Below are 24389 nucleotides of genomic sequence, written 5' to 3'. Positions count from 1 at the left end.
CGTTTTTATTGTGTCATTACTGACAAATCTGCTTGACAGAAACCCTCGCCCACCCTCAAATAGCGGCGCTTTTCTGGTCCAGCTTCATCGCTACTCACCTTACCTACCCTTAGCTCATTCACCCTTGTCCTTCTCAGGAGGGAGTCACATGCACGTTGTTTTTCGTCGCGGACGCGGCCTGGTGTTACTGCTGTTAGCCAGCCTGTTGACGGGCTGTTTGGCGCTGCCACAAACAGGGTTGTTTGCCTTTCGCTTGGCGGTCACCTCGCTCGGTATCGAAGACGTGCGTATTGGCCCCTATAGTGTCAATGCCGGGCTGGACACCAGCGACCTTTCGAGCCTGCTGGCCTCTAGCCTGGGCACAGGCAGTCTACCGGTGCAGGCCACGCTGGCGATGGGGCTTGGCTTGCCCATTGGCATGCCGCCGGTCGAGATGTCAGGCTTTCGCTGGACGCTGGACATGCCTGGCGTGGACCCAGTGCAGGGCAACTATCAGCAGAACGTTACCCTCACCTCTGGCGAGGACGCCAATCTGCGCCTGCCGGTGGCGTTCGATATTCTCGCCGCCGACCGTCAGCAAATGACGCCGATGTTGACGTTAGCTCGCCAGCTCGCAAGCCAAGGGGAACTGCCCGCGGGTAGCGAACTGGCCATTACTCCTGGCGATTTGCGCGGTTTGGGCATGACCCTGCCGTCAGGCCTGCTCACTCCGACGATTCGCCTGAACGTCGGTGACGACGGGCAGCTCATTCCTCAACGCTGAGTCTTGCCAAGCGCGTTACTCACCGCGCTCATGCAGCCGTTTGCGGCCCACGTACTGGGCCGCAAATTGCCACGCCGTGCGGCCGCTTCGCCCTCCGCGCAGCGTGGCAAAGCGAATCGCCTCTGCCCGTGCCGCATCGTCCCAGTCCTGGGACGTGCCGATACGCCCCACCCAGTGTTCGCATACCTCCAAATAGGTCGCTTGGCTGAAGGGGTGGAAACCCAGCCATAGGCCGAACCGATCCGACAGCGAAATTTTCTCCTCCACCGCGTCGCCATGATGCAACTCCTCGCCGACCAGCCGTGAACCGCTGTTATCGTCCATGGACTCCGGCAACAGATGGCGACGATTCGAGGTCGCATAGAGCAGTACGTTATCTGGTGGCCCGGTCAGCGCGCCGTCTAGCACGCTCTTAAGCGCCTTATACGCGTCATCGTTACCCTCGAAGGAGAGATCATCACAGTACACCACGAAGCGATGCGGCTGATGCCGAAGCTGTTCCACTAGCAGCGGCAGACTCGACAGATCATGTCGGTCAACCTGGATCAGCCGTAACCCCTCTGTGGCCAGCGAGTTGAGCAGTGCGCGTATCACCGATGATTTTCCGCTTCCACGGGAGCCCCACAGCAGCGCATGGTTGGCAGGTAGCCCTTGTAAAAAGGCGCGCGTATTATCGACCAACGCCAGCTTTTGCCGCTCGATACCGAGCAGGTCGTCCAGCGTCATCGTGTCTCTTGGCGGCACGGGCACCAACCGCCCACCCAGCGGGTGGCGTTGCCAAATGGCCGCCACGTGTTTTTCCCACTCGACCGGGACAGGTGCGGGTGGCAGCCAGTGGTCGACATGATCGAGTAATCGCGCCAGGCGTTGGCTTAATTCGGCATCCATCGTCATCCTCAGAGTGCGTTATGATAGGGGTTGATTTACCACGGTCAGTGGTTATCTTGTGTGCAAGGATCCCTACTCGTCTATAAGGAAACTGTCTATGCGTTGGCTTCGCCCATTAGCGGTGACGGCGCTGTGCGCCTCGATCGCAGCCTGCTCGACCTCACCCACCGGCCGCTCACAGCTGTTGCTGCTCTCCGATGATCAGCTCAATCAAATGGGCCAGCAGGCCTTCGCCGAATATCAGCAAAACATTCCGACCGCTGGCCAGGCGAGCCACCGCTACGTGCAGTGCATCACCAATGCGATCGTCGACGTCCTCCCCAACGAACAGCGTAACCTCGATTGGCAAATTCGTGTCTTCGAATCCGAACAGCCGAACGCCTTCGCCCTCCCGGGCGGCTACATGGGCGTCAACACCGGCATGTTGGATATTGCCACCACGCAGGACCAGCTCGCCTCGGTCGTCGGCCATGAAATCGGCCACGTGCTCGCGCGTCATGCCAACGAGCGCGCCTCCACCCAAAGTGCCACGTCGCTGGGTCTCTCGGTCATTTCCAGCACCTCGGGGATGCAGACACCGGCAGGCCAGCAGCTCATGGGCGTGCTCGGCTTGGGTGCCGAATACGGGATCGCCCTGCCGTTCTCCCGACGTCATGAGAGCGAGGCCGATGTGATTGGCTTACAGCTCATGGCGCAGGCGGGGTTCGATCCGCGCGAAAGCGTCACGCTATGGGAGAACATGCAGGCCGCATCGGGCGGCGGCGCGCCTCCCGCCTGGATGTCGACCCACCCGAGTCAAGGCCAGCGGATTCAAGGCCTGCAAGCCAACATGGATCAAGCGCTGGCCACCTACGAGCAGGCGCGCAGCAGCGGCCGCACGCCCAACTGCCCACGCCCGTAGCTCCACTTAGAGGTTTTCGATGATCCGATTGGGTTTACTGCTATTAGTGCTACCAGTTCTGGTGCTACTAGGCGTCTATTTTTGGGAGTTGGGGGACGTCCGCGCTTGCCAACTCGATGGCGGCTATTGGAACTATCTGGATGGTGCATGCTATGACACACCGCAGCCTTTCGTGTCGTGGCTCGAGCGTTCACCGCTGCTGGTCAACGGCGGCATGCTGCTATCCGTGGTGGGGCTGGTGATGTGTATGGTGGGGTTTTATACCAAATCGCGTTAGGTCACGACGACACGATGGGGGCACTCGCCCCCATCGCCCTGCTCAATAATTGAGCGATTGACGTAGAAGCGTGCGTACGCTGGCCGTTTCGGGTCTCACGTTGCGCCATGCAAAGAACGATTCGGCCGCCTGCTCGACCAGCATACCCAAACCATCCAGCAGCTTTGCGCCGCGCGGTCCTGCCCACTGAAGAAACACCGTCGGCTCGGCGCCGTACATCATGTCGTAGGCCCAGGCACCTTCGCCAAACAGTGTCTCCGGTAGCGGCGGCAGCTCGCCTGACAGGCTGGCACTGGTGCCGTTAATGACCACATCGAACGGCCCCTTTACCGACGCAAAGCCACCGCCATAAATACGCCCCAGATCCACGAACGCCTCCGCCAACTGCTCGGCTTTTGCCACGGTTCGGTTGGCGACGACCACCTCGCTGGGTTTTTCGGCCAGCAGTGGCTCTAAAATGCCACGCACGGCACCGCCAGCGCCGAGCACCAGCACGCGCTTACCCGCCAGAGGGACGCGGTGATAGGCCAAATCACGCACTAATCCAATACCATCGGTCGTATCACCGTAGGTGCGCCCGTTACCCCCCACGATCAGCGTATTGACCGCTTGGGCGCGCTTGGCGCGATAGCTCAACGTATCGCAAAGCGCAAAAGCATCGCCTTTGAACGGCACGGTCACGTTGGCACCCCGGCCACCGCCCGCCACGAAAGCTCGCCATGCGTCTGTAAAACCATCCTCAGGCGCCAGTACCGCCGTGTACGTCATGGGCTGCTGGGTTTGACGGGCGAACTCACCGTGAATCAGCGGTGATTTCGAGTGTTTGATCGGATTACCAAACACGCAGTAACGGTCGGTCATCGACACTCCTTAGACATGGCGCTGCTGGGCGGCTTCGGTCAGCCAATCGCGGGGCACCAGATAGTCGTACAGCACGGCTTCACGGCTACCTGCCTCAGGCGTGAAGGCGTACTCCCAGCGGGCCAGCGGCGGCATGGACATCAAAATCGATTCCGTGCGTCCGCCGCTTTGCAAGCCAAACAGCGTGCCTCGGTCCCACACCAGGTTGAATTCGACGTAGCGGCCACGCCGATAGAGCTGGAACTCCCGCTCCGGCTGGCCCCATGCGTCCTGTTTCCGACGCTCGACGATGGGAAGGTAAGCGTCCAGAAAGCTATCGCCTACCGCGCGCTGGAAGGCAAAACACTCTTCGAAGCTGCCTTCGTTCAGGTCGTCGAAGAATAGGCCACCCACCCCGCGAGTCTCTTCGCGGTGCTTGAGGTAAAAGTAGTCGTCGCACCACGCTTTGTAGCGCTCATAAACACCCTCTCCAAAGGGCGCGCAGGCGTCGCGTGCGACCTGATGCCAGTGCACTACGTCCTCGAACACGGGATAGTAGGGGGTCAGGTCGAAGCCCCCGCCAAACCACCACACCGGCGGCTCGCCCTCTTTTTCGGCAATGAAAAAGCGCACGTTGCCGTGGCTGGTGGGTACGTTGGGGTTCTCCGGGTGCATGACCCAAGAGACGCCGACCGCGTGAAAACTGCGTCCGGCCAGCTCCGGCCGTGCGGCGGTAGCTGAGGGCGGCAATTGCGCACCGTACACATGGGAAAAGTTGACGCCGCCTTTTTCGAAAACAGCGCCCGACTCCATCACCCGCGAGCGCCCTCCGCCCCCCTCTTCTCGCTGCCAGCTATCCTCTTTGAACGCGGCCCGTCCGTCAGCGGCGGCAAGCCCTTCACATAGGCGCTCCTGAAGATCGAGTAGATACGCTTTGACGTCGTCTAGGTGCTCGTGGGCCACGTTGACTCCTGGTGAGGTGAATCGTGAATCGTGAATCGTGAATCGTGAATCGTGAATCGTGAATCGTGAATCGTGAATCGCTGACAGTGTGACGAAGCCGAGCAGCTAGTCACGCATCACTTTGCCGGTCACTAAATCGCGGATGGTGCTGGGTTTGGCATTGCCGCCCAATTCGCCCGCCACGATAGCTGCGACGTCTTCGCCAAAAATGGTGGCGACCTCGTCTGCGCTCATGGCAGGCGGGTCACCGGCTCGGTTGGCCGAGGTAGAAACGAGCGGACCACCAAACGCCTCACACAGCGCTTTCATCAGCGGATGGTCGGTGACGCGTAGCGCCACGCTTTGATGAGCGCCGCGCACCAGGCCGTGGCTTCTGCCGTTATCGGGCACCAACCACGTATGGGGACCGGGCCAACTGGCGGCCAGCGGCGCATGTAACGCTAACGGTAGCTGATTGAGCCAGGGCTGGAACTGCTGAATGGTCGCCGCTACCAAAATCACGCCCTTGGCCGGATCGCGCTCCTTCATACGCATGAGATGCGCCAGCGCTTCGTCGTTATCGGGGTCACAGCTCAACCCCCACACCGCTTCGGTGGGGCAGGCAATCACACCGCCTTTACGCAGCGCAGCTACCGCCGCTTTCACGTCAACCGCCGGTTTCATAGACGCTCCTGATAAGCTCTCAGCCAATCGAACAAAGGTGGCTGCATCTTACCACGGGGCCGTCATTCTCACCCAGCCACCTGCCTGCTGCGTCGCCTGACCTTCGAGCTCAAGCATTAACAGCCGCTGTTGGCAATCACTGACCGAGAGACCGGTGGTTTGCACCAGCAGATCGATCGGCGTTGGCGAAGTGCCCAGTGCATCGAGCAGCGGGTCGCCGGTGATAGGCGAAGGGCTGTCGGTGCCATGGGAGACCGGCTCGGCACCGACAGCCGCCTCTTCGTGCAGGTAGTGGGGCGCCCATTGCTGCAATTCTTCGAGCATGTCGTCCACATGGCGCACCAGCGTGGCCCCGCTACGCAGGAGTTGCAGGCAGCCACGGGCTTGCACGTTATGCACCGAGCCCGGCAGTGCAAAAAGCTCGCGCCCTTGCTCCAGGGCAAGGCGGGCACTGACCAGCGAACCGCTTTTTTCGGTGGCTTCGACCACCAGAGTGCCAAGCGATAGTCCAGTGACGATACGATTACGGCGGGGAAAAAAGGCCGGACGCGCCGTCGTGCCCGGCGGGTGTTCGGACAGCACCAAACCGCCGGCCTGGGTGCTGAGCTGTTCATAGAGATCCCGATGGCGTGCGGGGTAAATGACGTCGATACCGCTTCCCAGCACGGCAATGGAGGTGCCACCTGCCTCCAGCGCGGCACGCTGGGCAATGCCATCGACCCCCAAGGCCATACCGCTCACCACACACCAGCCGCGCCCAGCCAATTCGCGGGCAAACGCTTGTGCATTGCGACCGCCCTCCGACGTGGGCCGGCGCGTACCGACCATGGCAATGCTCGGGGCGCTCAGGGCACGTAAATCCCCCTGCGCCCACAGTACCACCGGTGGGTCTGGAAGCTGATCGAGTAACTCAGGCCAATCAGGATGATCGCGGTGTAGTAGATGACGATGAGGCGCGCCTTGCAGCCAGGTCAAGGTGTCGTCCACCGCGTGTTGCAAAGGGCTGCGCGTCGGGTGAGCGAGCCACAGGCGTAACGCATTGGCGGCACTACTGGGCAACGCCGCCAACCAGCCTTGCGGCCACGATGGCTGCCGCGCCACCAGTTGTCCAATGCGCGTTGCGCCCATCCCAGGCAGTGCATGCACTGCCAACCACTCCTTGGCATCCATCGCTGTTCCCTCTTGTAACGGATGATTCGTTCGTTAGCGCGTGGGCGAACGCACGCGATCCCCGACGGCCAATACCCGTGACGCCTGCATGACCAGAGCGAAACTCATGTGATCGTAAGGTCGAAAAACCATCACCAGCCCCGCTTCAGTGTCAGGTAAACGCAGCAGCTCTTGGGTGCGAGGATCGGTGACGAGCTCGCCCTGCTGGTCGACACGCAGGACGTGCCCCGGCTGCAGGCCATCCTGGGTGCCTAAGTCCAGCGCAACGATCTGTAGGCGCCCAATAAAACGCACCCCGCCCGGTACTGCAACGATCTGTCCAGAGACGTCATTCAACGGTGCGCGGGGCTCGAACGACGCGCTCAGCTCACGATCCTCTAGGGGCAGCAGAATGTCGTTGTTACGTACTTCCTGATAAGCACTGAGCACCTCGACCCGGGCGATATCGCCCTCGCTGCTAACGTAGCGCGCTTCGCCAATATTGATCAGCTCATCGCCCAACCGTGTGCCATCGGCGGCGATGTAGGGCTCGCCTGGACGATAAATGCCTAAGCTCGCGCGCTCCGGCAGCTCTCCACGCACGTACAACCTATCGCCTGCCCCGCTAATCAGACGCTGGTTGTCGCCGCCTACCACGTAGGCGAGTTCCTGCAGGGGCTCGCCTGGCTCGACCACGCGATGCTCGCGCAAAAACGCGCGGACCACTTCCATCGGGATGGGAGTAATGGCCTCACGCTCTGGCACGGTGCGCATTTGCGGGGAGAGTTTGACGATGCTCTGACCACGCTCCAACGTGACGCAAGGCTGGCCTTCGCAGCTGCCCAGCAGCAGCACGTCGCCAGGATAAATGAGGTGTGGATTGCGCACCTGTGGATTCGACCGCCACAGCGACGGCCACTGCCACGGGGAGTGGAGGTAGCGGGCCGAGATATCCCATAGGGTATCGCCAGGCACTACCTCGTAGCGCTGCGGCGCATCGTGACGTAAGCCTTCCAGAGCTAAAACAGCTTGGCTGGACAACAGCACCCACGTTAAGAGCACGCCAAAGACGCTATAATAAAGAGGCTTTCGGGCCGCCATCCGGTTCTCTCCAGGCAGTCGTTGGTAAAGCAGAGGAAGAGGGCCACACGGTGTCGCGCGTGCCCAGGAACGCTATCAGCATGATATAGTGGCCCATAGTAAAGTAGTTAGGCGCGCTGACACAGGTTCGCCGCTAACTCATCTTAAAGACTCAGCATAACGGTGATTGTAACGCCATGGCCAAACTTCCTATTCTCGAATTCCCCGACGAGCGCCTGCGCACCAAGGCGGTACCGGTGGAAACCGTTGACGACGAGGTCCGCCAGCTCGTCGACGATATGTTGGAGACCATGTACGACGCACGCGGCATCGGCCTTGCCGCAACGCAAGTCGATGTCCATCGCCGCGTGGTCGTCATGGATGTCAGCGACGATAACTCCCAGCCGCTGGTGCTGATCAACCCGCGCTACGAGCCCATCGGTGATGCCAAAGAGCCGCTCTCCGAGGGCTGCTTGTCGATCCCTGAGTACTATGCCGAAGTACCGCGCTACCTGAAAGTGACGCTCAACGCGCTGGACCGTAACGGAGAGCCCTACGAGTTGGAAGCGGACGGCTTGCTGGCCCACTGCATTCAACATGAACTCGATCATTTAGAAGGTGTCCTGTTCGTGGATTACCTCTCTCCGCTCAAGCGCGACCGAGTGATGAAAAAAATGCAGAAGCGCCACAAGCTTATGAACGACGCCTAATCGGCACCTCATCACCTGGCCACTGGCCGAGCTGACACGCTGACTCACAGGCTGAATGCCTGCACGATAGCGCTGCCTCTCGGCCTTTGTGCGTTTCATAGATGGCACTTTCTCTCTTCTCTTAGGGGCTCTCCACCATGTCACCGTTACGCGTTGTTTTTGCTGGCACGCCAGACTTCGCCGCCTCCAGCCTTGCTGCCGTTCTCGACAGCGAACATGAAGTGGTGGCGGTTTACACCCAACCTGACCGTCCCGCTGGACGTGGCCGCAAGCTCACGCCCAGCCCGGTCAAACAGCTGGCACAAGAGCACGGGCTGCCGGTGGTCCAACCCGTCAGCTTGAAAGACGCCGATGCGCAAGCCGAACTGGCGGCGCTGAATGCCGATGTGATGGTGGTGGTCGCCTATGGGCTGCTGCTGCCCCAGGCGGTGCTGGATACGCCGCGGTTAGGCTGTATCAACGTCCACGCCTCGCTGCTGCCCCGCTGGCGCGGCGCGGCGCCGATTCAGCGTGCCATCGAAGCGGGTGATAGCGCCTCCGGCGTCACCATCATGCAGATGGACGCGGGGCTGGATACCGGCGCCATGCTCTACGACGTGCGCACGCCGATCACCTCACGCACCACGGGCGGCGACCTCCACGACCGGCTGGCCATTCAAGGCGCCAATGCATTGGTGACCGTACTCGATCAGTTGGACAGCGGAAGCCTGGAGGCAACCCCGCAGCCCGACGAGGGGGTGACCTACGCCGCCAAGCTCAGCAAAGCCGAAGCCGAACTCGACTTCAGCCAGCCCGCCGAGCAGCTGGCGCGTAAAATCCGCGCCTTCAACCCTTGGCCGGTGGCTTGGTGCACCCTGGGGAACGATCGTCTGCGGCTGTTGATGGCCAGCGTAGAGCCCGGTGAGCAGTCGCCCGTCGCCCCAGGTACGCTGTTGGCACATGGCGACGAACACCTGCGCATTGCCTGCGGTGCCCAGGGCCAGGAAGTGCTGTGCGTTAGCCGTGCCCAGCTGCCCGGCGGCAAAGCCATGGCAGTGCGTGATCTTTTGAATGCCCGCCAAACGCCCTTGAGCGAGGGTGTTCGCCTTGGACAGCCTTCACAGCCAGCCTCGCAAGGAGCGCACCCATGAGCGAGCGACCCACCAAAGGCGATAGCGGCCTGGACGTGCGCGCGGCGGCGGCCAGAAGCCTGGTGCCGATTCTCACCGATAAAGGCTCCCTGGCCGGGCTCGATGAGCACAGCGTCATTGCCAGAGACCGCGCGCTGCTCAAAGAACTCTGTTACGGCACCTGCCGACGTTTGCCGCGCCTGCAAGCGTTGGCCAGCCGCCTGCTGAAGCAGCCCTTCAAAAAGCGTGATGCGGATATCCAGGCCCTGCTGCTGATCGGTATCTATCAACTGCTCTACATGCGCACACCTGCCCACGCCGCCGTGGGGGAAACCGCCGGGGCCGCACGCCTGCTGGACAAAGAGTGGGCAACTCGCGTGCTCAACGGTTGCCTGCGCCGACTGCAGCGCGAGGCCGATGCGCTGCAGGCCGAAGTGGACCGTGATGAGAGCGTGGCCTTGGAACACCCCCAGTGGCTGCTCGGCAAGCTGCGCAGCGCCTGGCCCGAGCAGTGGCGTGCCATTGCCGAGGCCAACAACGAACCGGGGCCGATGACGCTGCGCGTCAATCAGCGCCACAATGATCGTGAAGCGTACTTGCAGCGGCTCACCGAGCAGGGCTTGGATGGCCACCTCTGCCTCCATGCCCCCGATGGCATCACGCTGACTCACCCTTGCGATGTCTCGACGCTGCCTGGCTTCGAACAGGGCCACGTCAGCGTGCAGGACGAGGCGGCACAGCTCTGCGCCGCGCTGCTGGGCCCGGCTCTCGCGCCACGTCCCGGCGCCCATGTACTAGACGCCTGCTGCGCCCCTGGCGGCAAAACCGCTCACTTGCTAGAGCAGTTCGACATTTCCCTGACCGCGCTGGATAGCGACAACCAGCGGCTGGCAAAAGTCGACGACACGCTCGGCCGTTTAGGGCTCAGTGCCGAACTAAAGCACGCCGATGCCACCACCCGCGACTGGTGGAGCGGCACGCCCTTTGATGCCATTTTGCTGGATGCCCCCTGCTCCGGCACCGGCGTGATTCGTCGCCATCCGGACATCAAAGCGCTACGCCGTAAAGAGGACATTCGCCAGCTTGCCAAGCTCCAGCAACGGCTGCTGGATAATCTATGGCCACTGCTACGCCCAGGTGGGACCCTACTCTACGCTACCTGTTCGGTGCTGCCCGAAGAGAACGCCGCACAAATCGATGCGTTTTTAGACCGCACCCCGGACGCCCATGCCACCACGCCCCATGACGTGGCCTGGGGTGAGCAAAGCGGCACGGGCCGCCAGCTGTTTCCTGACGTGAACAGTCACGATGGCTTTTTTTATGCCAGACTAGAGAAGCGTACGGCTTAAGCACTAGGCCGCCTTTTCATGACACGCAAGGAGACAGCATGAGTCATCATACCTATAAACATATCGAGCTAACCGGTTCATCCGAAAAAGGAATCGAGGACGCCGTGCAGAATGCCCTGACCAAAGCCGCCGAAAGCGTTCGCAATATGCGCTGGCTTGAAGTCACCGACACGCGTGGGCACATCGAGGATGGCCGCGTGGCACACTGGCAGGTCACGATCAAAGTCGGCTTCACGCTGGAATAATCCCTACCTGCTTTTCGACGGCGGCTGGTTTACACTGGCCGCCGTCTTTGTTGCAGCGCACACTGCGTGCTGATAAAACGTTGGCGCTCATAACGGAACCGATGCTTAGCGATGAAAATCATCATTCTCGGCGCCGGCCAAGTCGGCGGCACCCTTGCGGAGCACCTTGCCCGCGAGGAGAACGACATCACCGTCGTCGATACCGACGGCGCAAAACTGCGCGAGCTGCACACCAAGCTGGATATCCGCACGGTGACCGGCGCAGGCTCCTACCCGATCGTGCTGCGCCAGGCGGGCTGCGAAGACGCCGATATGCTGATCGCGGTGACCAACACCGACGAGATCAATATGATCGCCTGTCAGGTGGCTCACACGCTGTTTCGCACCCCCACCAAAATTGCCCGGGTCCGCTCCACCGCCTACTTGACTCGTAAAGGCCTCTTTGCCCACGAAGCCATTCCCATCGACGTGTTGATCAGCCCCGAGCAGGTGGTGACCGACCACGTGCGCCGCTTGATCGAGCACCCCGGCGCGCTGCAGGTGCTGGAGTTTGCCGGCGGGTTGGTACAGCTGGTGGCGGTGAAAGCCTTCTACGGCGGTCCATTGGTGGGCCAGGATTTGGCCTTTCTGGGCAAGCACATGCCCAACGTGGAAACCCGCGTCGCGGCGATCTACCGCCGCAACCGACCGATCATCCCCCGGGGCGACACCATCATCGAAGCCGACGATGAGGTGTTCTTCCTGGCCGCTCGGCGGGATATCCGCGCGGTGATGAGCGAGCTGCGCAAGGTGGAGCGGGACTTCCGCCGGGTCGTCATCGCCGGAGGCGGCAATATCGGCGAACGCTTGGCGGAGCACTTGGAGCACAGCCATCAGGTCAAGATCATCGAGCACAGCCTGGAGCGCTGCACCACGCTCTCCGAGCGGCTGGACCGCACCGTGGTGCTGCACGGCAGCGCCACCAGCAAGCGGCTGTTGGAAGAAGAAAACATCGAAGACTGCGATATCTTCTGCGCGCTGACCAACGACGACGAAGTGAACATCATGTCGTCGCTGCTGGCCAAACGGCTGGGAGCGAAGAAGGTCCTCACGCTGATCAACAACGCGGCCTACGTGGATTTGGTGCAGGGTGGCGATATCGACATCGCCATCTCCCCCCAACAGGCCACCATCGGCAGCCTGCTCACCCACGTACGCCGGGGCGATATCGTCAACGTACACTCGCTGCGCCGGGGCGCTGCAGAGGCGATCGAGGCCATCGCCCACGGCGATAAGCAGTCGTCGAAAGTCGTGGGCCGCACCATCGCCGAGATCGACCTGCCCGAGGGCACCACCATCGGTGCCATCGTACGCGGCAAAGAGGTGCTGATTGCCCACGGCGATGTGAAGGTGGAGAGCGGCGACCACGTGATTCTGTTCGTGATCGACAAGCGGCGTATTCGCGACGTGGAGCGCTTGTTCCAAGTCGGGCTAACGTTTTTCTAAGGAGCGTGCCAGCGTGATGACACAGCCACAACCGGGGCGAACAGCACGATGAGTTTGCGGGTCATTTTACGAATTTTGGGCCTGCTGCTGATGCTCTTCAGCCTAACGATGCTCCCTCCCATGCTCATGTCGCTCTGGTTTCGTGACGGCGTTTGGCATGCCTTCATGAGCGGTATTGGAATTACCGTCATGACGGGGCTGCTGCTCTATCTGCCCAACCGCCGTGCCCATAAAGAGCTGCGCATCCGCGACGGGTTCATCATCGCCGCCATGTTCTGGACCGTGCTGGCGCTGTTCGGCTCGCTGCCGCTGATGCTGTTTGGCGAAGACGCGCTGAGCATGACCGACGCGGTGTTCGAGTCGTTCTCCGGCCTGACCACCACTGGGGCCACGGTGATCACCGGCATCGATTTCTTGCCTGAGTCGATTCTTTACTACCGCCAGCAGCTCCAGTGGCTGGGCGGCATGGGGATCGTCGTACTGGCCGTGGCTATTTTGCCCACCCTGGGCGTCGGCGGTATGGCGCTCTATCGCACCGAGATCCCCGGCCCGCTCAAGGACTCCAAGCTCACGCCACGCATCACCGAAACCGCCAAAGCGCTTTGGTACATTTACGCGACGCTGACCTTCGCCTGCACGGTTGCCTACATGCTGGCGGGCATGAACTGGTTCGATGCCCTGGGGCACAGCTTTTCCACTGTCGCCATTGGCGGCTTTTCTACTTACGATGCCAGCATTGGCTATTTCGATAGCGCCGCCATCGAACTCATCTGCGTGGCCTTCATGCTGATTTCCGCCTTCAGCTTTAGCCTGCACTTCATTGCCTGGCGGGAAAAGCGCTTGCTGCACTATTTCCAAGATCCCGAAGCGCGCTTTCTGATGCTGTTTTTAGCCGGGCTCACCACCATCACCGTGGTGACCCTATGGCTCACCGATACCTACGAGAGCATCACTGGTCTTCGGCACGCGCTTTTCGAGGTGGTCTCGGTGGCCACGACCGCGGGCTTTGCCGTGGCGGACTTTTCCGGTTGGCCAGGGGCGCTGCCGTTCTTGCTGTTCGTGGCGGCATTCGTCGGCGGCTGCTCGGGCTCCACCGCCGGGGGCATGAAGGTCATCCGTATCATTCTGATTTTGAAGCAGGGCATGCGCGAGGTGATGCGTCTGATCCACCCCAACGCGGTGATTGCCGTCAAGGTCGGCAAAGTGAGCGTGCCTGATAGCATTGCGCAGGCCGTCTGGGGATTTTTCTCTGCCTATGTGATGCTGTTCTTTTTGATGCTGGTGGGTGTGATGGCGACGGGCGTCGATCAGGTGACGGCATGGTCGACCGTTGGCTCTGCACTGAACAACCTGGGTCCTGCGCTCGGTGAAGCCAGTAGCCACTATGGCGACTTGCCAAGCCTTGCCAAATGGATCTTAGTACTGGCCATGTTACTGGGCCGCTTGGAAATTTTTACGGTACTGGTGCTGTTTACCCCCGCCTTTTGGCGGCGTTAAACACACTGCGAGTGACTTATTCATTGAGACTTTTTAATGACCCAAGATGATGCAACACCGCTGGCTCAAGAGAGCCTCGTGCTGCCCACGACTAGCGGCCCGCTGACGACCGTTCAAGTGGGCACGACGCACTATACCCTGCTGGGAACGGCCCACGTGTCGGCCGAGAGCGCGGACGACGTTCGCCAATTGATCGACAGCGGCCAGTTCGACGCCGTGGCCATCGAGCTGTGCGACGCTCGTCACCAAAGCATGGACAATCCCGACGCCATGGGCGAGCAGGACCTGTTCCAGGTATTCAAGCAGGGCAAAGCGGGGATGGTCGCAGCCAGCCTCGCCCTCGGCGCGTTCCAGCAGCGTATTGCCGAGCAGTCCGGGATTCAGCCTGGCGCCGAAATGCGCGCTGCCGTGGAAGAGTGCCGCTCGCGCGATCTACCGCTACTGCTGGTCGACCGGGATGTAGGCATCACCCTCAAACGCATTTACCGCAACGTGCCCTGGTGGCAGCGCTTCTCGCTGTTTTCCGGACTAATTGGCAGCGTGCTCTCGCGTCAGGATGTCTCCAAAGAGGATATCGAAAAGCTCAAAGAGGGCGACATGCTGGAAGCGACCTTCAGCGAGTTTGCCGCAGAGTCGGAGGCACTCTATACGCCGCTGATTCGTGAACGCGACCGCTATATGGCGCTGCGTTTGGCGGAAGACGCACCTCCCGGACGCTACCAGAACGTGCTGGTGGTATTGGGCGCCGGACATTTGAAGGGGACGAGCGAGCACCTGGAAGCACCGCTGCCGGAAAACCCCACCATCGAGAGGGCGTCACTCGAAGCGACACCGCCGCCCTCCAAACTGTGTAAAGCCACTCCCTGGCTGATTACCGCGCTGGTCATTACCGGTTTCGTGGTGGGCTTTTCGCGCAATACCGAGCTTGGCTGGCAGCTAGTCATCGAGTGGTTTTTGATCAACGGGATTCTATCCGGCGGAGCCACCATTGCCGCTCTCGCTCACCCGGTGACGGTCATTGCCACCTTCTTTGCCGCGCCGCTCACATCGCTCAACCCAACGATTGGGGCCGGCTTCGTGGCCGCTGGGGTAGAGCTCTATATGCGCAAGCCCAAAGTGCGCGACTTCTCTAGTCTGCGCCACGACGTGACGCAGCTGAAAGGCTGGTGGAAGAACCGCGTCTCGCGCACCCTACTGGTGTTCATTCTCGCTACGCTGGGGTCGGCAGTGGGCACCTGGGTCGCTGGGTTTAGAATCGCCGGTGCGCTATTCGGCAGCGGTGCTGCGTGAGCTCGATCAAGCAAGCCCCCTGGCAGGCCGACGCACTGCTTCTGCTGGTCACGGTCGTGGCGGCCGGTGGCTGGATATTCTCCAAGGAGGCGCTGGTGGGCATGCCGCCGCTGCTGTTCATCGGCACGCGCTTCTTACTCGCCGGGCTGATCCTGCTGGGATTCTCTTGGCCTGCCCTACGGCGCATGCCTCTACGCCGTGTGCGCCGCGGCCTGCTGGTCGGCGTTTTGTTCAGCGCCGCCATCGCGTTTTGGGTGCTCGGGCTTCACTACTCCGATCACCTGGGTGAAAGTGCCTTCATCAACAGCTTGGGCATTCTGCTGGTTCCCGTCGTCGCACGGCTGCTGTTTGGTGACCGCCCACCGCGCAGCACGTGGATCGCGCTGCCCATTGCGCTGCTCGGTTTTGCGCTGCTATCGCTCAATGCGGGATTTCGAGTGGAAGCCAGCCAGCTATTGATGGTGTGCGCCGCGCTCTGTTTTGCGCTTTTGATCAACGTCAATACCCGCGTAGTGCGCAATGTGCCTGCGCTGCCGCTAACCACGCTGCAACTGATCTCGGTAGGCGTGGTGCTAACGGGGCTTTCCCTGGTGGTGGAGCACCAGCCGCTGGCGCTCAGCCCGTCGATTCTCAGCTGGTTCATGGCCAGCGTGCTGCTGGCCAGCTCGCTGCGCTTCTTTCTGCAAATCAAAGCGCAAGGCATGACCACGCCTAGCCATGCGGCGGTGATTCTGATGCTAGAAGCCGTCTGGACCGCGCTGTTTGCCGCTTGGTGGTTTGGCGAAACCATGACCGCATTGCAACTGCTTGGCTGTAGCCTGATCTTTATGGCACTACTGATCAATCGCTGGTACTGGGTCCGCAAAGTGCTGCTGCGCTGGCTGCCCGGTGGCAATCCTTCCCGCTAACCGTGCTCTTCTGCCCGCTGCCGCTCCAATAGCCGCTGCATGGCTGCCGTAGGCTCTTCGATCTTGCGATAATAGCGGCTCTCGGCGTAGCTATCGTTGAACACGTCAAAGTAGTCATCCAACACGCTAGCCGCTGCTTCATCGCCACTCTGACGCAGTAACTCAATAGCGACTTCAGCAGTGCACAGATGCGCTTTTGAGGCGGGCTTGCGCAGCCGGTAGCGGGTCTCCCGCTCGGTACGCAGCGGCAGCACCGGTAGTGCATCCAGGTAAGGGCTTTTGCGGAACATACGCCGCGCCTGACGCCAGGTGCCATCCAAAATGATGAATACCGGTATGCGCGCCTGCTGCTTGGCAGCATGCACCGCGCCGATATCCACCACGCGGTCGGCGTAATCCGGCTGGTCATCGGGGAAAATCACGAACGGTGCGTAGCGTGGATCGTCCAACAGCGCCGCCAGCGTGTCGTCCGGCGCGGTGCGATACCAAGTAAACACGCGAGTATTGGTGAGCACATCGCCAATCAAACGCCCGGTATTGGTCGGCTTGTAGTGCTCGATGGAGTGGGTCAACAGCCATACCTGAGCGTCGCTCTCCGCCTTGACCTGATACGGGCAGAGGCAGTTCAGCTCAGGTAAGTTGCAGCCCTCACAGCGCGTCACGAAGCTGCCCCGCGCTTTGAATTCACGACGAGGCGGGCGCGGATGTCCGGTGGCCGGGTCGCGGTCGGTCAATGCATCCTGCTCGGGGGGCAGCGAGGTCGCGTCAGGCATCTGCGCTCCAGTGTGTCATCAAAGGGCGCAGAGTATAAAGCAGCGTGGGGTTGAACAGCCAGATGCTATTCCGGCAGCTATCTTTCAAATGTCAGCGACAACTTTTGACCAATACGCTCAAGCATAGCCACCAAACTAGGCACAGATTCAATGGCTAGCATTAATAGCGCTGCATTTTTATCCGGGTCGTCTGGATACTCATGGGCAAAGCGATTGCGAAGCATCCGTAGGGACTGCCACTGCTCACTTTCTTCCAAATAGCCCAATTTCTCTAAACGATGGAGCTTATCCAGCATTGGGCGATCTTCGTAGGGCTCTTGCAGGTAAAGCAGCACCGAGGGGAACAGCCGAGTCCCCATCGCATCTTGTAATTTGCCAAATCTTAGTACGAATTGATCCAAGCTTTGAATCTGCGCATCGTCCAGCGCCGCTAATTGACTCCCCGACAGCGGTAAGCATGGTGTAAGAGAGGAGAGCGCATAGTCAATAAAATGCATATGCCGTTGGCACTCACGCCATGCTTCTTGCAAACGTAGTAGTGCAATATCCTGTGTCATAATGGAAGTCCTGCCCGCTCAGCAATGCTAAAAATGGCCGGATAATTCTGGCGGTTGGGATAATCAATCAGCATATCGATTTTTTGCTCGCCGAGTAGCTGCTGAAGCTTTACTTGGCAGCGCATTTCAGCCCGTACTATGTCATTGACATCGCGGATATCGGTTGTGATCAGAAGATCAATATCGCCACCTTTGGCTTGATCATCCGTGCGGGAGCCAAAAAGCTTTACGTTCGCTTGCGGCCCAAAACACGACTTCACGGCGCTGACGATGGCCTGACGCTGAACATCATTTAAGCGCATCGTTGACCTCCTTAGCCTACGCACTAGCCATTTATTACTTTCAAAAGGCTAGCATATTTTAGCCTTTCTTATCCCCACTCATGGTAAACCAACTCTCTTCAAAAAGTTGACACCTTCGGCACAGCCCCGCTAGAGTCCTGTCAACTTTCAAAAGAATATAGGTTTACCCGTGACCGCCACCTCGACTTCTTCTCACGCGGCGGATGCCGCGCCGCGCTACGACTGGACGCTTGACGAGATCAACGCGCTGTTTGCGCTGCCCTTTAACGACCTGCTGTTTCGCGCCCAGCAGGTACATCGGGCGCATTTCGACGCCAACGCGGTGCAGGTGTCTACCCTGCTGTCGATCAAAACCGGGGCTTGCCCGGAGGACTGCAAGTACTGTCCCCAATCGGGTCACTACAACACCCAGTTAGAAAAAGAGAAGCTGCTGGAAATCGAGAAGGTGGTGGCGCAGGCCAAAGCAGCTAAAGAAGCAGGCGCCAGCCGCTTTTGCATGGGGGCCGCATGGCGTAGCCCACGGGATAAAGATTTAGTGGCGGTGGAAGAGATGGTGCGCCAGGTAAAGGCGCTAGGGCTCGAGACCTGCATGACGCTGGGCATGGTCGACGGCGAGCAGGCCACGCGGCTGGCCGCTGCCGGGCTCGACTACTACAACCACAACCTCGATACCTCCCCCGACTTCTACGGCGAAATCATCACTACCCGCACCTACAGCGACCGCCTGGAGACCCTGGCCACCGTGCGCGACGCCGGTATGAAAGTGTGTTCCGGCGGCATTTTAGGCATGGGTGAGGGCGCACAGGATCGCAGCGCATTGCTGCAGCAGTTGGCCAAGCTCTCGCCGCATCCTGAATCGGTGCCTATCAACATGCTGGTCAAAGTACCGGGGACACCGCTGGAAAACGTCGAGGATTTAGACCCGCTGGCGTTCATCCGCGCCATCGCCGTGGCCCGTATCATGATGCCCCAAAGCCATGTACGCCTCTCGGCGGGTCGCGAGCAAATGAGCGAATCCACCCAGGCGCTCGCTTTCCTAGCCGGTGCCAACTCCATTTTTTACGGCGACAAGCTGCTGACCACCGGCAACCCTCAAGCAGAGCGCGACCGCGCGCTGTTTGCCAAACTAGGCCTGCACCCCGAGCGCCGCGACACCTGCGAAGACGACACGCAGCATTCCGAGCGGCTGGCCCAACAGGCGCAGCGTAATGCACAGGCCGAGCGCGCTGCGGCGCTGGCGGTGGATGCCAGTGTCTGAGGTGTGGCACCAGCGCTTGGCGGCAGCCCGCCACGAGCGCGAGCGTCAGCAGCGCTGGCGCAGCCGCCGGGTTTCTGCCCATGGGGCACTCGACTTTTCAGGCAACGACTATCTAGGCCTTGCCCAAGACCCACGCGTACAGGCGGCTCAGGCGGAAGGCGCGAAACGCTTTGGCGCCGGGGCCGGGGCGTCGCACTTGGTCAGCGGGCACCTGGGCATTCACGATGCGTTGGAAGAGGCGCTGGCCGAGTGGACCGGGCGCGAGCGGGCGCTGCTGTTCTCCACGGGTTATATGGCGAACCTGGGCGTACTGCAGGCGCTAGCGGATTCGAACACCGCGGTATTTCAGGACCGTCTCAATCACGCCTCGCTACTCGACGGGGCCGCGCTGAGCGGCGCACGCTCCCGGCGCTATCACCACCGCGATGGTCACGATCTACAGCGCCTGCTCGAGCGCAGCACGGCCACCCATAAGCTGGTGGTCAGCGACGGCGTGTTCAGCATGGATGGCGATATCGCCGACATCGAGCAGCTCGCCCACCTCAGCCAGCAGCACGACGCCTGGCTGATGATCGACGACGCCCATGGTCTCGGTGTACTGGGTGAACACGGCGCGGGCTGCGTAGAAGGTTTTGATAGCCACGCCGTGCCGATCTTGGTCGGCACCCTGGGCAAGGCACTAGGCACCGCAGGCGCATTTGTGGCGGGTGACGCCGCGTTGATCGAACACCTGATTCAGTTTTCCCGCAGCTACGTGTATACCACCGCCCAGCCGCCCGCGATTGCTGCCGCCACGTTAGAAGCACTCACCATCGTGCAGCGGGAGCCCGAGCACCGCCAGCGGCTCACTCGCCACATACACTACTTTCGCCAGCAGGCGGCCGCCTTAGGGCTGCCACTCGGCCACTCCCAAACGCACATCCAGCCGCTGCTACTGGGGAGCGAACAGCGTACCCTGGCCTGGGCGTCCACGTTCGACCAGCACGATATCCAGGTAGGGGCGATTCGACCGCCCACAGTGCCCAACGGCGAGTCGCGGCTGCGCATCACCCTGAGCGCTCGCCACACCCAAAGCGATATCGACAGGCTCTTGGAGGTTGCTGCTGCCTGCCTGCGGGAGAAGCAACAATGAAGCTCATCCTGCTGTCAGGCTGGGGCGTTGATTACCGCATTTGGCAGACGCTGGCGGCGCACTGGCACCCTACCATCGAACCCACCCCAGTGGAGTGGCCCGGCTACGGTGAGTCTCCAGCGCTGTCCACGCCGATGAGCATCGCCGCCCTGGCCGAACGGATGGCCCCCGAGCTACCCAGCGATGCCGTCTGGGTAGGCTGGTCGCTGGGAGGGTTGCTGGCCACAGCGCTGCTCGATCACTTGCCGCCGCCCCAGGCCCTGCTGCTACTGGGTGCAGGCAGCCGTTTTTGCAGTGACGGGGAGGATGGCGGTGTGACGTATGAGGAGCTGGCCAGCTTTCAGCGCGCCTTCCATCGTGATCCGGTTGCCACGTGGCGGCACTTTCTACGCTGGCAGGCCCAAGGCGAGCCCAACGCCCGCGAGGCCCACCGCCAGCTACGCGCACGGTTAGGCGAGACTCCCCACGCCGATACCGACACGCTCGCGCAAGGGCTCATGTGGCTCGAGACGCTGGATAACCGAGCACTGCTCGCGCACCCTCCCTGCCCTATCCGCCGATTGGCGGGAGCCCATGACCCGCTGCTACCCGGCCGCTCTCGCCAGCAAGCGCTACGGCTGGAAGCCGCAGGACACTGCCCCATGCTCTCCCAGCCCGCCCCACTGGCGGCACGGCTGGCCGAGCAGGCCATCCTCCAGGAGCCGCGATGAACTCACCGGCTACCCCGCTTCCACTCACCCACTGGCAGGAGCGTGTGGCTCGGGCCTTTTCCCGAGCGGCACCACGCTATGACACCCTCGCCAGCGCCCAGCGCGATATCGGCGAGGCGCTTTGGCAAACGCTGCCCGAGAGGTCTCATCACGTGCTCGACCTGGGCTGCGGCACCGGCTACTGGACCCAGCGGCTAGCGGAACACTATCCCGATGCTGCCATCACCGGGCTCGATCTAGCGCCCGGTATGCTCGCCCAGGCACAGGCGCAGTATGGCGATGCCATACGCTGGGAGCAGGGAGATGCCGCCGCGCTACCGCTCAGCGATGCCAGCGTGGATCTCGTGTTCTCGAACCTGGCGATTCAGTGGTGTCCGGATATCGGCGCAGTGATGCAGGAGCTCGCCCGGGTGCTCGCCCCGGGTGGGCAGGCGCGCATCACCACCCTGCTGCCCGGCACGCTGAGCGAAGTCGCCACCGCTTGGCAGCGGCCCGAGGCGCTGCTGCAAACACCGGATGCCAGCACCGTACAGCGGGCGATTCAGCAAAGCGGCCTGCGCCTCATCCAGCATACCCGTGCGCAGCGGCGGTTTTTCTATTCCGATATGAACGCCGTCATGGCCTCCATCAAAGGCGTAGGCGCCCAAGTAGCCAGACCCAACGCTCGACTGACCCGCCAAGCGCTCATTAATGCCCAGGCTCGCTATGAATCGCTGCGCACACCGCAGGGGCTGCCGGTGAGCTACCACTGCCTGACGCTACGACTGGAAAGCGCGAGATGAACAACACTTATTTCGTTACTGGTACCGACACCGATGCGGGCAAGACCCTGGCCACCAGCGCGCTGCTGTGCGCCGCCCGCCAGCGCCAGCTCACCACGCTAGGGTTGAAGCCCATTGCCTCAGGTAGCGAGGCCACGCCCAACGGCCTGCGCAACCGCGATGCCCTGGCGCTACAGGCGCAAAGCTTCCCGCCAGTGGATTACCCAACGATCAACCCCTGGACCTTTGCTCCCGCCATTGCACCGCATCTCGCCGCCCTGGAAGCAGGTGCGGTGCTTAACGTGGCAAGCGTTACTCAGGCGCTCAGCGACACGTTAACCGGCACGCCACGGGATCTGACGCTAATCGAAGGCGCAGGCGGCTGGCGGGTGCCGCTGAATGATGCAGACGACTTTTCCGACCTGCCTTGCGCGCTCGGGCTGCCGGTGATCCTGGTGGTCGGGCTAAAACTGGGCTGCCTCAACCATGCTCGGCTCACTGCCGAGGCCATCGCTGCCGATGGCTTGACGCTGGCGGGCTGGGTGGGCAGCGTGGTAGATCCTGCCTTTGCCAGCGATAGCGCACGCTTCACGGCCAATGTGGCGCTGCTGAAGCGCGCCTTACCTGCTCCCTGCCTAGGGCTCATTCCTCATTTGGCACACGCCGATGCCTCCACCGCGCAGCGCTTTATCTTCCTTGATGCGTTGCTCCCTTTTGCCACCCAGGAAGCAACGCTATGAACTCTCCCGTTTGGCACCCCTACGCCCACCTCAAGACCCAAACGCCTGCGCCCAAGGTGGTGGGCGGCAGCGGCAGCTACTTTACGCTAGACAGCGGTGAGCGCCTGCTGGATGCCACCTGCTCCTGGTGGTGCATGATTCACGGCTACGGCCATCCGCGCCTCGTCGCCGCCATTCGCGAGCAGGCGGGGGAGCTTTGCCATGTGATGCTGGGTGGCCTCACCCACGACCCCGCCGACCAGCTGGCGCGGGCGCTGGTGCGCATTACCCCGCCGGGGCTGAATCATGTGTTCTTCTCCGATAGCGGCTCGGTGGGCATGGAAGTCGCCATGAAGATGGCGCTGCAGTACCAAGTGCTCTCGGGCCTCCCCGGCAAGCGCAAAATGCTCTCGCTGATGAAGGCGTATCACGGTGACACCACCGGCTGCATGGCGGTGTGCGATCCCGAAGAGGGCATGCATGGTCTGTTCGCCAGCCTGCTGCCCCAGCACCACTTCGCCCCAGCCCCCACGGCCCCCTTCGACGCGACGCCAGAGCAGGTAGAGCGGGACCTCGCCGGGCTGCGGGCGGTGCTAGCGCGCCACCACCATGAGATTGCTGCACTCCTGATGGAGCCGCTGCTGCAAGCGGCGGGCGGGCTGAACATGACCTCGCCGGACTACCTGCGCGGCGCACGGGCGCTGTGCGATGAGTTTGGCGTGCTGCTGATTTTCGACGAAGTCGCTACCGGCTTTGGCCGCACCGGCAAGCTGTTTGCCGCCGACCACGCGGGCGTCACGCCAGATATCATGGTGCTCTCCAAAGGGCTGACCGGCGGCTACTTGGGCCATGCGGCCACGCTGGCCACCGACCGGGTTCACGGGGCGTTCATTGGCGACAGCGAGCACCACGCGTTCATGCACGGCCCCACCTTTATGGGCAACCCCCTGGCCTGCCGCGTGGCGCTGGAGAGCCTGAAGGTGTTCGAGGAGGAGCATTACCTGGAGAAAATTGCCGCGCTCAGCCAAACGTTACAGCGCGAGCTATTAGAAGACGTAGCGCTGCGCGCACATCCGGCCGTCGCGGACGTGCGCGTGTTGGGCGCAACGGCGGTGATCGAAGCCCACAGCAGCGAAGCGCTGAAAGGCGTTGCCGCATTTGCCCGAGCGCGGGGCGTGTGGCTGCGCCCCATTGGCCGCTGGCTTTACACCATGCCCGCCTATATCGCAACAGATGCCGAGCTCACCCAGATTACCGGGGTGATGAAAGCGTGGTTTTTAGAATAGCGTCATCCAACGTCATGAACAGGTCAGGTGAGGACGTGGAGAGCGATCCTGCCGATCAAGGCAGTATCAAATTCCCCTGCTTACGCCACTGGTTAACCAGCGCCGGCACGCCTTCCCCCGCCGTGGTATTGATCGCCAGCACGCCGGGTGGGCTTAGCTCATCGGCGTCGGGGTCTACCAGCGCACAGGGGGTGTCATAATCGATATAGGTGAGCAGCGATGCGGCGGGCATCACTGCCAACGAGGTACCCACCACCAGCAGAAAGTCCGCTTGGCTCACCAGCTCGCAGGCCTCTTCGAACAGCGGTACCGCTTCGCCAAACCACACCACGTCTGGGCGCAGCTGGCTGCCCTTATCGCACACATCGCCCAGGGCAATTCCGCCCTTTGACAGCGGGTAGCGCAGCCGCGCATCCACCGATGAGCGGGCCTTTGAAATCTCGCCGTGCAGGTGCAGCACGTGACGGGAGCCTGCCCGCTCGTGCAGGTCGTCGATGTTCTGAGTAATCACGCTGACCTTGAAGCCCTCCTGCTCCAGCGCCGCCAGCGCTTTATGGGCAGCGTTGGGCTTTGCACGGCGAATCTGCTCCCGACGCTGGTTATAGAACGCCAACACCCGCTCTGGGTCTTGCCGCCACCCTTGCGGCGTGGCGACCTCCTCCACTGGGTGATCCTCCCAGAGGCCATCGCTGGCGCGGAAGGTTTTGATGCCGCTCTCCGCGCTGATTCCCGAGCCGGTAAATACCACCAAGTGCGGGGCTGAAGTCATGCTGT

At 61.6% G+C, this 24389-nt stretch carries 27 protein-coding genes; 17 read left to right on the top strand and 10 right to left on the bottom strand.

Translation table 11 applies throughout. The features are described 5' to 3' along the window. Window positions 1-148 precede the first annotated feature (148 nt). Complete coding sequence (locus GYM47_RS03170) at window positions 149-763, top strand: hypothetical protein (protein WP_139525046.1); 615 nt, start codon at window positions 149-151, stop codon at window positions 761-763. A gap of 15 nt (window positions 764-778) precedes the next feature. Here GYM47_RS03170 and GYM47_RS03165 read toward each other — a convergent pair whose 3' ends face one another. Beyond that, on the bottom strand, window positions 779-1651 hold the full coding sequence (locus tag GYM47_RS03165; RefSeq protein WP_153843976.1) for an ATP-binding protein: 873 nt from the start codon (window positions 1649-1651) through the stop codon (window positions 779-781). 97 nt (window positions 1652-1748) lie between these two features. Here GYM47_RS03165 and GYM47_RS03160 point away from each other — a divergent pair, with 97 nt between their 5' ends. Both GYM47_RS03160 and GYM47_RS03155 read left to right on the top strand, forming a co-directional pair. After that, entirely contained in the window at window positions 1749-2552 is an 804-nt protein-coding gene (locus GYM47_RS03160) for a M48 family metallopeptidase (RefSeq protein WP_139525044.1), read from the top strand. Between the two features lie 19 nt (window positions 2553-2571). After that, the gene (locus GYM47_RS03155; RefSeq protein ID WP_153843975.1) at window positions 2572-2829 is read left to right on the top strand and encodes a hypothetical protein; all 258 of its coding nucleotides are present in this window, start codon (window positions 2572-2574) and stop codon (window positions 2827-2829) included. Between the two features lie 42 nt (window positions 2830-2871). Here the strand turns inward: GYM47_RS03155 and aroE are convergent, their stop codons facing one another. From aroE to GYM47_RS03130, 5 genes are all read right to left on the bottom strand, one after another. Beyond that, on the bottom strand, window positions 2872-3690 hold the full coding sequence (gene aroE / locus GYM47_RS03150; protein WP_153843974.1) for a shikimate dehydrogenase: 819 nt from the start codon (window positions 3688-3690) through the stop codon (window positions 2872-2874). Window positions 3691-3699: 9 nt separating this feature from the next. After that, window positions 3700-4632: an oxygen-dependent coproporphyrinogen oxidase gene (gene hemF, locus GYM47_RS03145; protein WP_153843973.1), complete on the bottom strand. Its 933-nt coding sequence runs from the start codon at window positions 4630-4632 to the stop codon at window positions 3700-3702. 105 nt (window positions 4633-4737) lie between these two features. Next, window positions 4738-5295 (bottom strand): L-threonylcarbamoyladenylate synthase type 1 TsaC, encoded by a 558-nt coding sequence (tsaC, locus tag GYM47_RS03140; protein ID WP_139525040.1) that lies wholly within the window; start codon window positions 5293-5295, stop codon window positions 4738-4740. Between the two features lie 48 nt (window positions 5296-5343). Then, window positions 5344-6465, bottom strand: a complete 1122-nt coding sequence (gene dprA, locus GYM47_RS03135) for a DNA-processing protein DprA (RefSeq protein ID WP_153843972.1) — start codon at window positions 6463-6465, stop codon at window positions 5344-5346. Between the two features lie 33 nt (window positions 6466-6498). Further along, entirely contained in the window at window positions 6499-7545 is a 1047-nt protein-coding gene (locus tag GYM47_RS03130) for a LysM peptidoglycan-binding domain-containing protein (protein WP_139525038.1), read from the bottom strand. Between the two features lie 176 nt (window positions 7546-7721). Here GYM47_RS03130 and def point away from each other — a divergent pair, with 176 nt between their 5' ends. From def to GYM47_RS03090, 8 genes are all read left to right on the top strand, one after another. Continuing rightward, window positions 7722-8234: a peptide deformylase gene (gene def / locus GYM47_RS03125; protein WP_153843971.1), complete on the top strand. Its 513-nt coding sequence runs from the start codon at window positions 7722-7724 to the stop codon at window positions 8232-8234. Between the two features lie 137 nt (window positions 8235-8371). After that, window positions 8372-9364 carry a methionyl-tRNA formyltransferase gene (fmt, locus tag GYM47_RS03120; RefSeq protein WP_153843970.1) on the top strand — a complete coding sequence of 331 codons (993 nt, stop codon included), beginning with the start codon at window positions 8372-8374 and terminating at the stop codon, window positions 9362-9364. Beyond that, window positions 9361-10692, top strand: a complete 1332-nt coding sequence (rsmB, locus tag GYM47_RS03115; protein ID WP_153843969.1) for a 16S rRNA (cytosine(967)-C(5))-methyltransferase RsmB — start codon at window positions 9361-9363, stop codon at window positions 10690-10692. Before fmt ends, rsmB begins: the two co-directional genes overlap by 4 nt. A gap of 38 nt (window positions 10693-10730) precedes the next feature. Beyond that, window positions 10731-10937, top strand: coding sequence for a dodecin (locus GYM47_RS03110; protein ID WP_044628944.1), 207 nt, complete (start codon window positions 10731-10733; stop codon window positions 10935-10937). Window positions 10938-11048: 111 nt separating this feature from the next. Then, window positions 11049-12422, top strand: coding sequence for a Trk system potassium transporter TrkA (trkA, locus tag GYM47_RS03105; RefSeq protein WP_168444430.1), 1374 nt, complete (start codon window positions 11049-11051; stop codon window positions 12420-12422). 48 nt (window positions 12423-12470) lie between these two features. Then, window positions 12471-13919: a TrkH family potassium uptake protein gene (locus GYM47_RS03100; protein WP_139528406.1), complete on the top strand. Its 1449-nt coding sequence runs from the start codon at window positions 12471-12473 to the stop codon at window positions 13917-13919. 36 nt (window positions 13920-13955) lie between these two features. Continuing rightward, window positions 13956-15209, top strand: a complete 1254-nt coding sequence (locus GYM47_RS03095; RefSeq protein WP_153843504.1) for a TraB/GumN family protein — start codon at window positions 13956-13958, stop codon at window positions 15207-15209. Next, window positions 15206-16117 (top strand): DMT family transporter, encoded by a 912-nt coding sequence (locus GYM47_RS03090; RefSeq protein WP_153843503.1) that lies wholly within the window; start codon window positions 15206-15208, stop codon window positions 16115-16117. The genes GYM47_RS03095 and GYM47_RS03090 overlap by 4 nt, the downstream gene beginning before the upstream one ends. Here the strand turns inward: GYM47_RS03090 and GYM47_RS03085 are convergent. The 3 genes from GYM47_RS03085 to GYM47_RS03075 all read right to left on the bottom strand — a co-directional run bounded on the left by GYM47_RS03085 (window position 16114) and on the right by GYM47_RS03075 (window position 17749). Then, window positions 16114-16890, bottom strand: coding sequence for a tRNA-uridine aminocarboxypropyltransferase (locus tag GYM47_RS03085; RefSeq protein ID WP_153843502.1), 777 nt, complete (start codon window positions 16888-16890; stop codon window positions 16114-16116). The genes GYM47_RS03090 and GYM47_RS03085 overlap by 4 nt on opposite strands. A 77-nt stretch (window positions 16891-16967) precedes the next feature. After that, entirely contained in the window at window positions 16968-17447 is a 480-nt protein-coding gene (locus GYM47_RS03080; RefSeq protein ID WP_176558261.1) for a hypothetical protein, read from the bottom strand. Continuing rightward, the gene (locus GYM47_RS03075) at window positions 17444-17749 is read right to left on the bottom strand and encodes a nucleotidyltransferase domain-containing protein (RefSeq protein ID WP_139528402.1); all 306 of its coding nucleotides are present in this window, start codon (window positions 17747-17749) and stop codon (window positions 17444-17446) included. Before GYM47_RS03075 ends, GYM47_RS03080 begins: the two co-directional genes overlap by 4 nt. Window positions 17750-17918: 169 nt before the next feature. Here GYM47_RS03075 and bioB point away from each other — a divergent pair, with 169 nt between their 5' ends. The 6 genes from bioB to bioA are packed head-to-tail and all read left to right on the top strand — an operon-like array spanning window position 17919 to window position 23615. Beyond that, window positions 17919-19007 (top strand): biotin synthase BioB, encoded by a 1089-nt coding sequence (gene bioB, locus GYM47_RS03070; protein WP_153843501.1) that lies wholly within the window; start codon window positions 17919-17921, stop codon window positions 19005-19007. Continuing rightward, the gene (gene bioF / locus GYM47_RS03065; RefSeq protein WP_153843500.1) at window positions 18994-20139 is read left to right on the top strand and encodes an 8-amino-7-oxononanoate synthase; all 1146 of its coding nucleotides are present in this window, start codon (window positions 18994-18996) and stop codon (window positions 20137-20139) included. Before bioB ends, bioF begins: the two co-directional genes overlap by 14 nt. Further along, window positions 20136-20849 (top strand): alpha/beta fold hydrolase, encoded by a 714-nt coding sequence (locus GYM47_RS03060; RefSeq protein WP_139528399.1) that lies wholly within the window; start codon window positions 20136-20138, stop codon window positions 20847-20849. Before bioF ends, GYM47_RS03060 begins: the two co-directional genes overlap by 4 nt. Beyond that, window positions 20846-21631: a methyltransferase domain-containing protein gene (locus GYM47_RS03055; RefSeq protein WP_153843499.1), complete on the top strand. Its 786-nt coding sequence runs from the start codon at window positions 20846-20848 to the stop codon at window positions 21629-21631. The genes GYM47_RS03060 and GYM47_RS03055 overlap by 4 nt, the downstream gene beginning before the upstream one ends. Further along, entirely contained in the window at window positions 21628-22350 is a 723-nt protein-coding gene (gene bioD, locus GYM47_RS03050) for a dethiobiotin synthase (RefSeq protein ID WP_139528397.1), read from the top strand. The genes GYM47_RS03055 and bioD overlap by 4 nt, the downstream gene beginning before the upstream one ends. Beyond that, entirely contained in the window at window positions 22347-23615 is a 1269-nt protein-coding gene (gene bioA / locus GYM47_RS03045) for an adenosylmethionine--8-amino-7-oxononanoate transaminase (RefSeq protein ID WP_153843498.1), read from the top strand. Before bioD ends, bioA begins: the two co-directional genes overlap by 4 nt. 55 nt (window positions 23616-23670) lie before the next feature. On the opposite strand, the gene GYM47_RS03040 is transcribed toward bioA, so the two are convergent. Next, window positions 23671-24384, bottom strand: coding sequence for an SIR2 family NAD-dependent protein deacylase (locus tag GYM47_RS03040; protein WP_153843497.1), 714 nt, complete (start codon window positions 24382-24384; stop codon window positions 23671-23673). Window positions 24385-24389: the final 5 nt, after the last annotated feature.

The organism is Vreelandella piezotolerans (assembly GCF_012427705.1).
Classification (GTDB): domain Bacteria; phylum Pseudomonadota; class Gammaproteobacteria; order Pseudomonadales; family Halomonadaceae; genus Vreelandella; species Vreelandella piezotolerans.
The sequence above is the reverse complement of the archived record's forward strand: the minus strand, read 5'-3'. Positions and strand labels throughout refer to the sequence as shown.

Excerpts from the sequence above, each read along its gene's own strand:
- GYM47_RS03170 (WP_139525046.1), top strand. The coding sequence starts at position 149 with ATGCACGTTGTTTTTCGTCGCGGACGCGGCCTGGTGTTACTGCTGTTA.
- GYM47_RS03165 (WP_153843976.1), bottom strand. The coding sequence starts at position 1,651 with ATGGATGCCGAATTAAGCCAACGCCTGGCGCGATTACTCGATCATGTC.
- GYM47_RS03160 (WP_139525044.1), top strand. The coding sequence starts at position 1,749 with ATGCGTTGGCTTCGCCCATTAGCGGTGACGGCGCTGTGCGCCTCGATC.
- GYM47_RS03155 (WP_153843975.1), top strand. The coding sequence starts at position 2,572 with ATGATCCGATTGGGTTTACTGCTATTAGTGCTACCAGTTCTGGTGCTA.
- aroE (WP_153843974.1), bottom strand. The coding sequence starts at position 3,690 with ATGACCGACCGTTACTGCGTGTTTGGTAATCCGATCAAACACTCGAAA.
- tsaC (WP_139525040.1), bottom strand. The coding sequence starts at position 5,295 with ATGAAACCGGCGGTTGACGTGAAAGCGGCGGTAGCTGCGCTGCGTAAA.
- dprA (WP_153843972.1), bottom strand. The coding sequence starts at position 6,465 with ATGGATGCCAAGGAGTGGTTGGCAGTGCATGCACTGCCTGGGATGGGC.
- GYM47_RS03130 (WP_139525038.1), bottom strand. The coding sequence starts at position 7,545 with ATGGCGGCCCGAAAGCCTCTTTATTATAGCGTCTTTGGCGTGCTCTTA.
- def (WP_153843971.1), top strand. The coding sequence starts at position 7,722 with ATGGCCAAACTTCCTATTCTCGAATTCCCCGACGAGCGCCTGCGCACC.
- fmt (WP_153843970.1), top strand. The coding sequence starts at position 8,372 with ATGTCACCGTTACGCGTTGTTTTTGCTGGCACGCCAGACTTCGCCGCC.
- rsmB (WP_153843969.1), top strand. The coding sequence starts at position 9,361 with ATGAGCGAGCGACCCACCAAAGGCGATAGCGGCCTGGACGTGCGCGCG.
- GYM47_RS03110 (WP_044628944.1), top strand. The coding sequence starts at position 10,731 with ATGAGTCATCATACCTATAAACATATCGAGCTAACCGGTTCATCCGAA.
- trkA (WP_168444430.1), top strand. The coding sequence starts at position 11,049 with ATGAAAATCATCATTCTCGGCGCCGGCCAAGTCGGCGGCACCCTTGCG.
- GYM47_RS03100 (WP_139528406.1), top strand. The coding sequence starts at position 12,471 with ATGAGTTTGCGGGTCATTTTACGAATTTTGGGCCTGCTGCTGATGCTC.
- GYM47_RS03095 (WP_153843504.1), top strand. The coding sequence starts at position 13,956 with ATGACCCAAGATGATGCAACACCGCTGGCTCAAGAGAGCCTCGTGCTG.
- GYM47_RS03085 (WP_153843502.1), bottom strand. The coding sequence starts at position 16,890 with ATGCCTGACGCGACCTCGCTGCCCCCCGAGCAGGATGCATTGACCGAC.
- GYM47_RS03080 (WP_176558261.1), bottom strand. The coding sequence starts at position 17,447 with ATGACACAGGATATTGCACTACTACGTTTGCAAGAAGCATGGCGTGAG.
- GYM47_RS03075 (WP_139528402.1), bottom strand. The coding sequence starts at position 17,749 with ATGCGCTTAAATGATGTTCAGCGTCAGGCCATCGTCAGCGCCGTGAAG.
- bioF (WP_153843500.1), top strand. The coding sequence starts at position 18,994 with ATGCCAGTGTCTGAGGTGTGGCACCAGCGCTTGGCGGCAGCCCGCCAC.
- GYM47_RS03060 (WP_139528399.1), top strand. The coding sequence starts at position 20,136 with ATGAAGCTCATCCTGCTGTCAGGCTGGGGCGTTGATTACCGCATTTGG.
- GYM47_RS03055 (WP_153843499.1), top strand. The coding sequence starts at position 20,846 with ATGAACTCACCGGCTACCCCGCTTCCACTCACCCACTGGCAGGAGCGT.
- bioD (WP_139528397.1), top strand. The coding sequence starts at position 21,628 with ATGAACAACACTTATTTCGTTACTGGTACCGACACCGATGCGGGCAAG.
- bioA (WP_153843498.1), top strand. The coding sequence starts at position 22,347 with ATGAACTCTCCCGTTTGGCACCCCTACGCCCACCTCAAGACCCAAACG.
- GYM47_RS03040 (WP_153843497.1), bottom strand. The coding sequence starts at position 24,384 with ATGACTTCAGCCCCGCACTTGGTGGTATTTACCGGCTCGGGAATCAGC.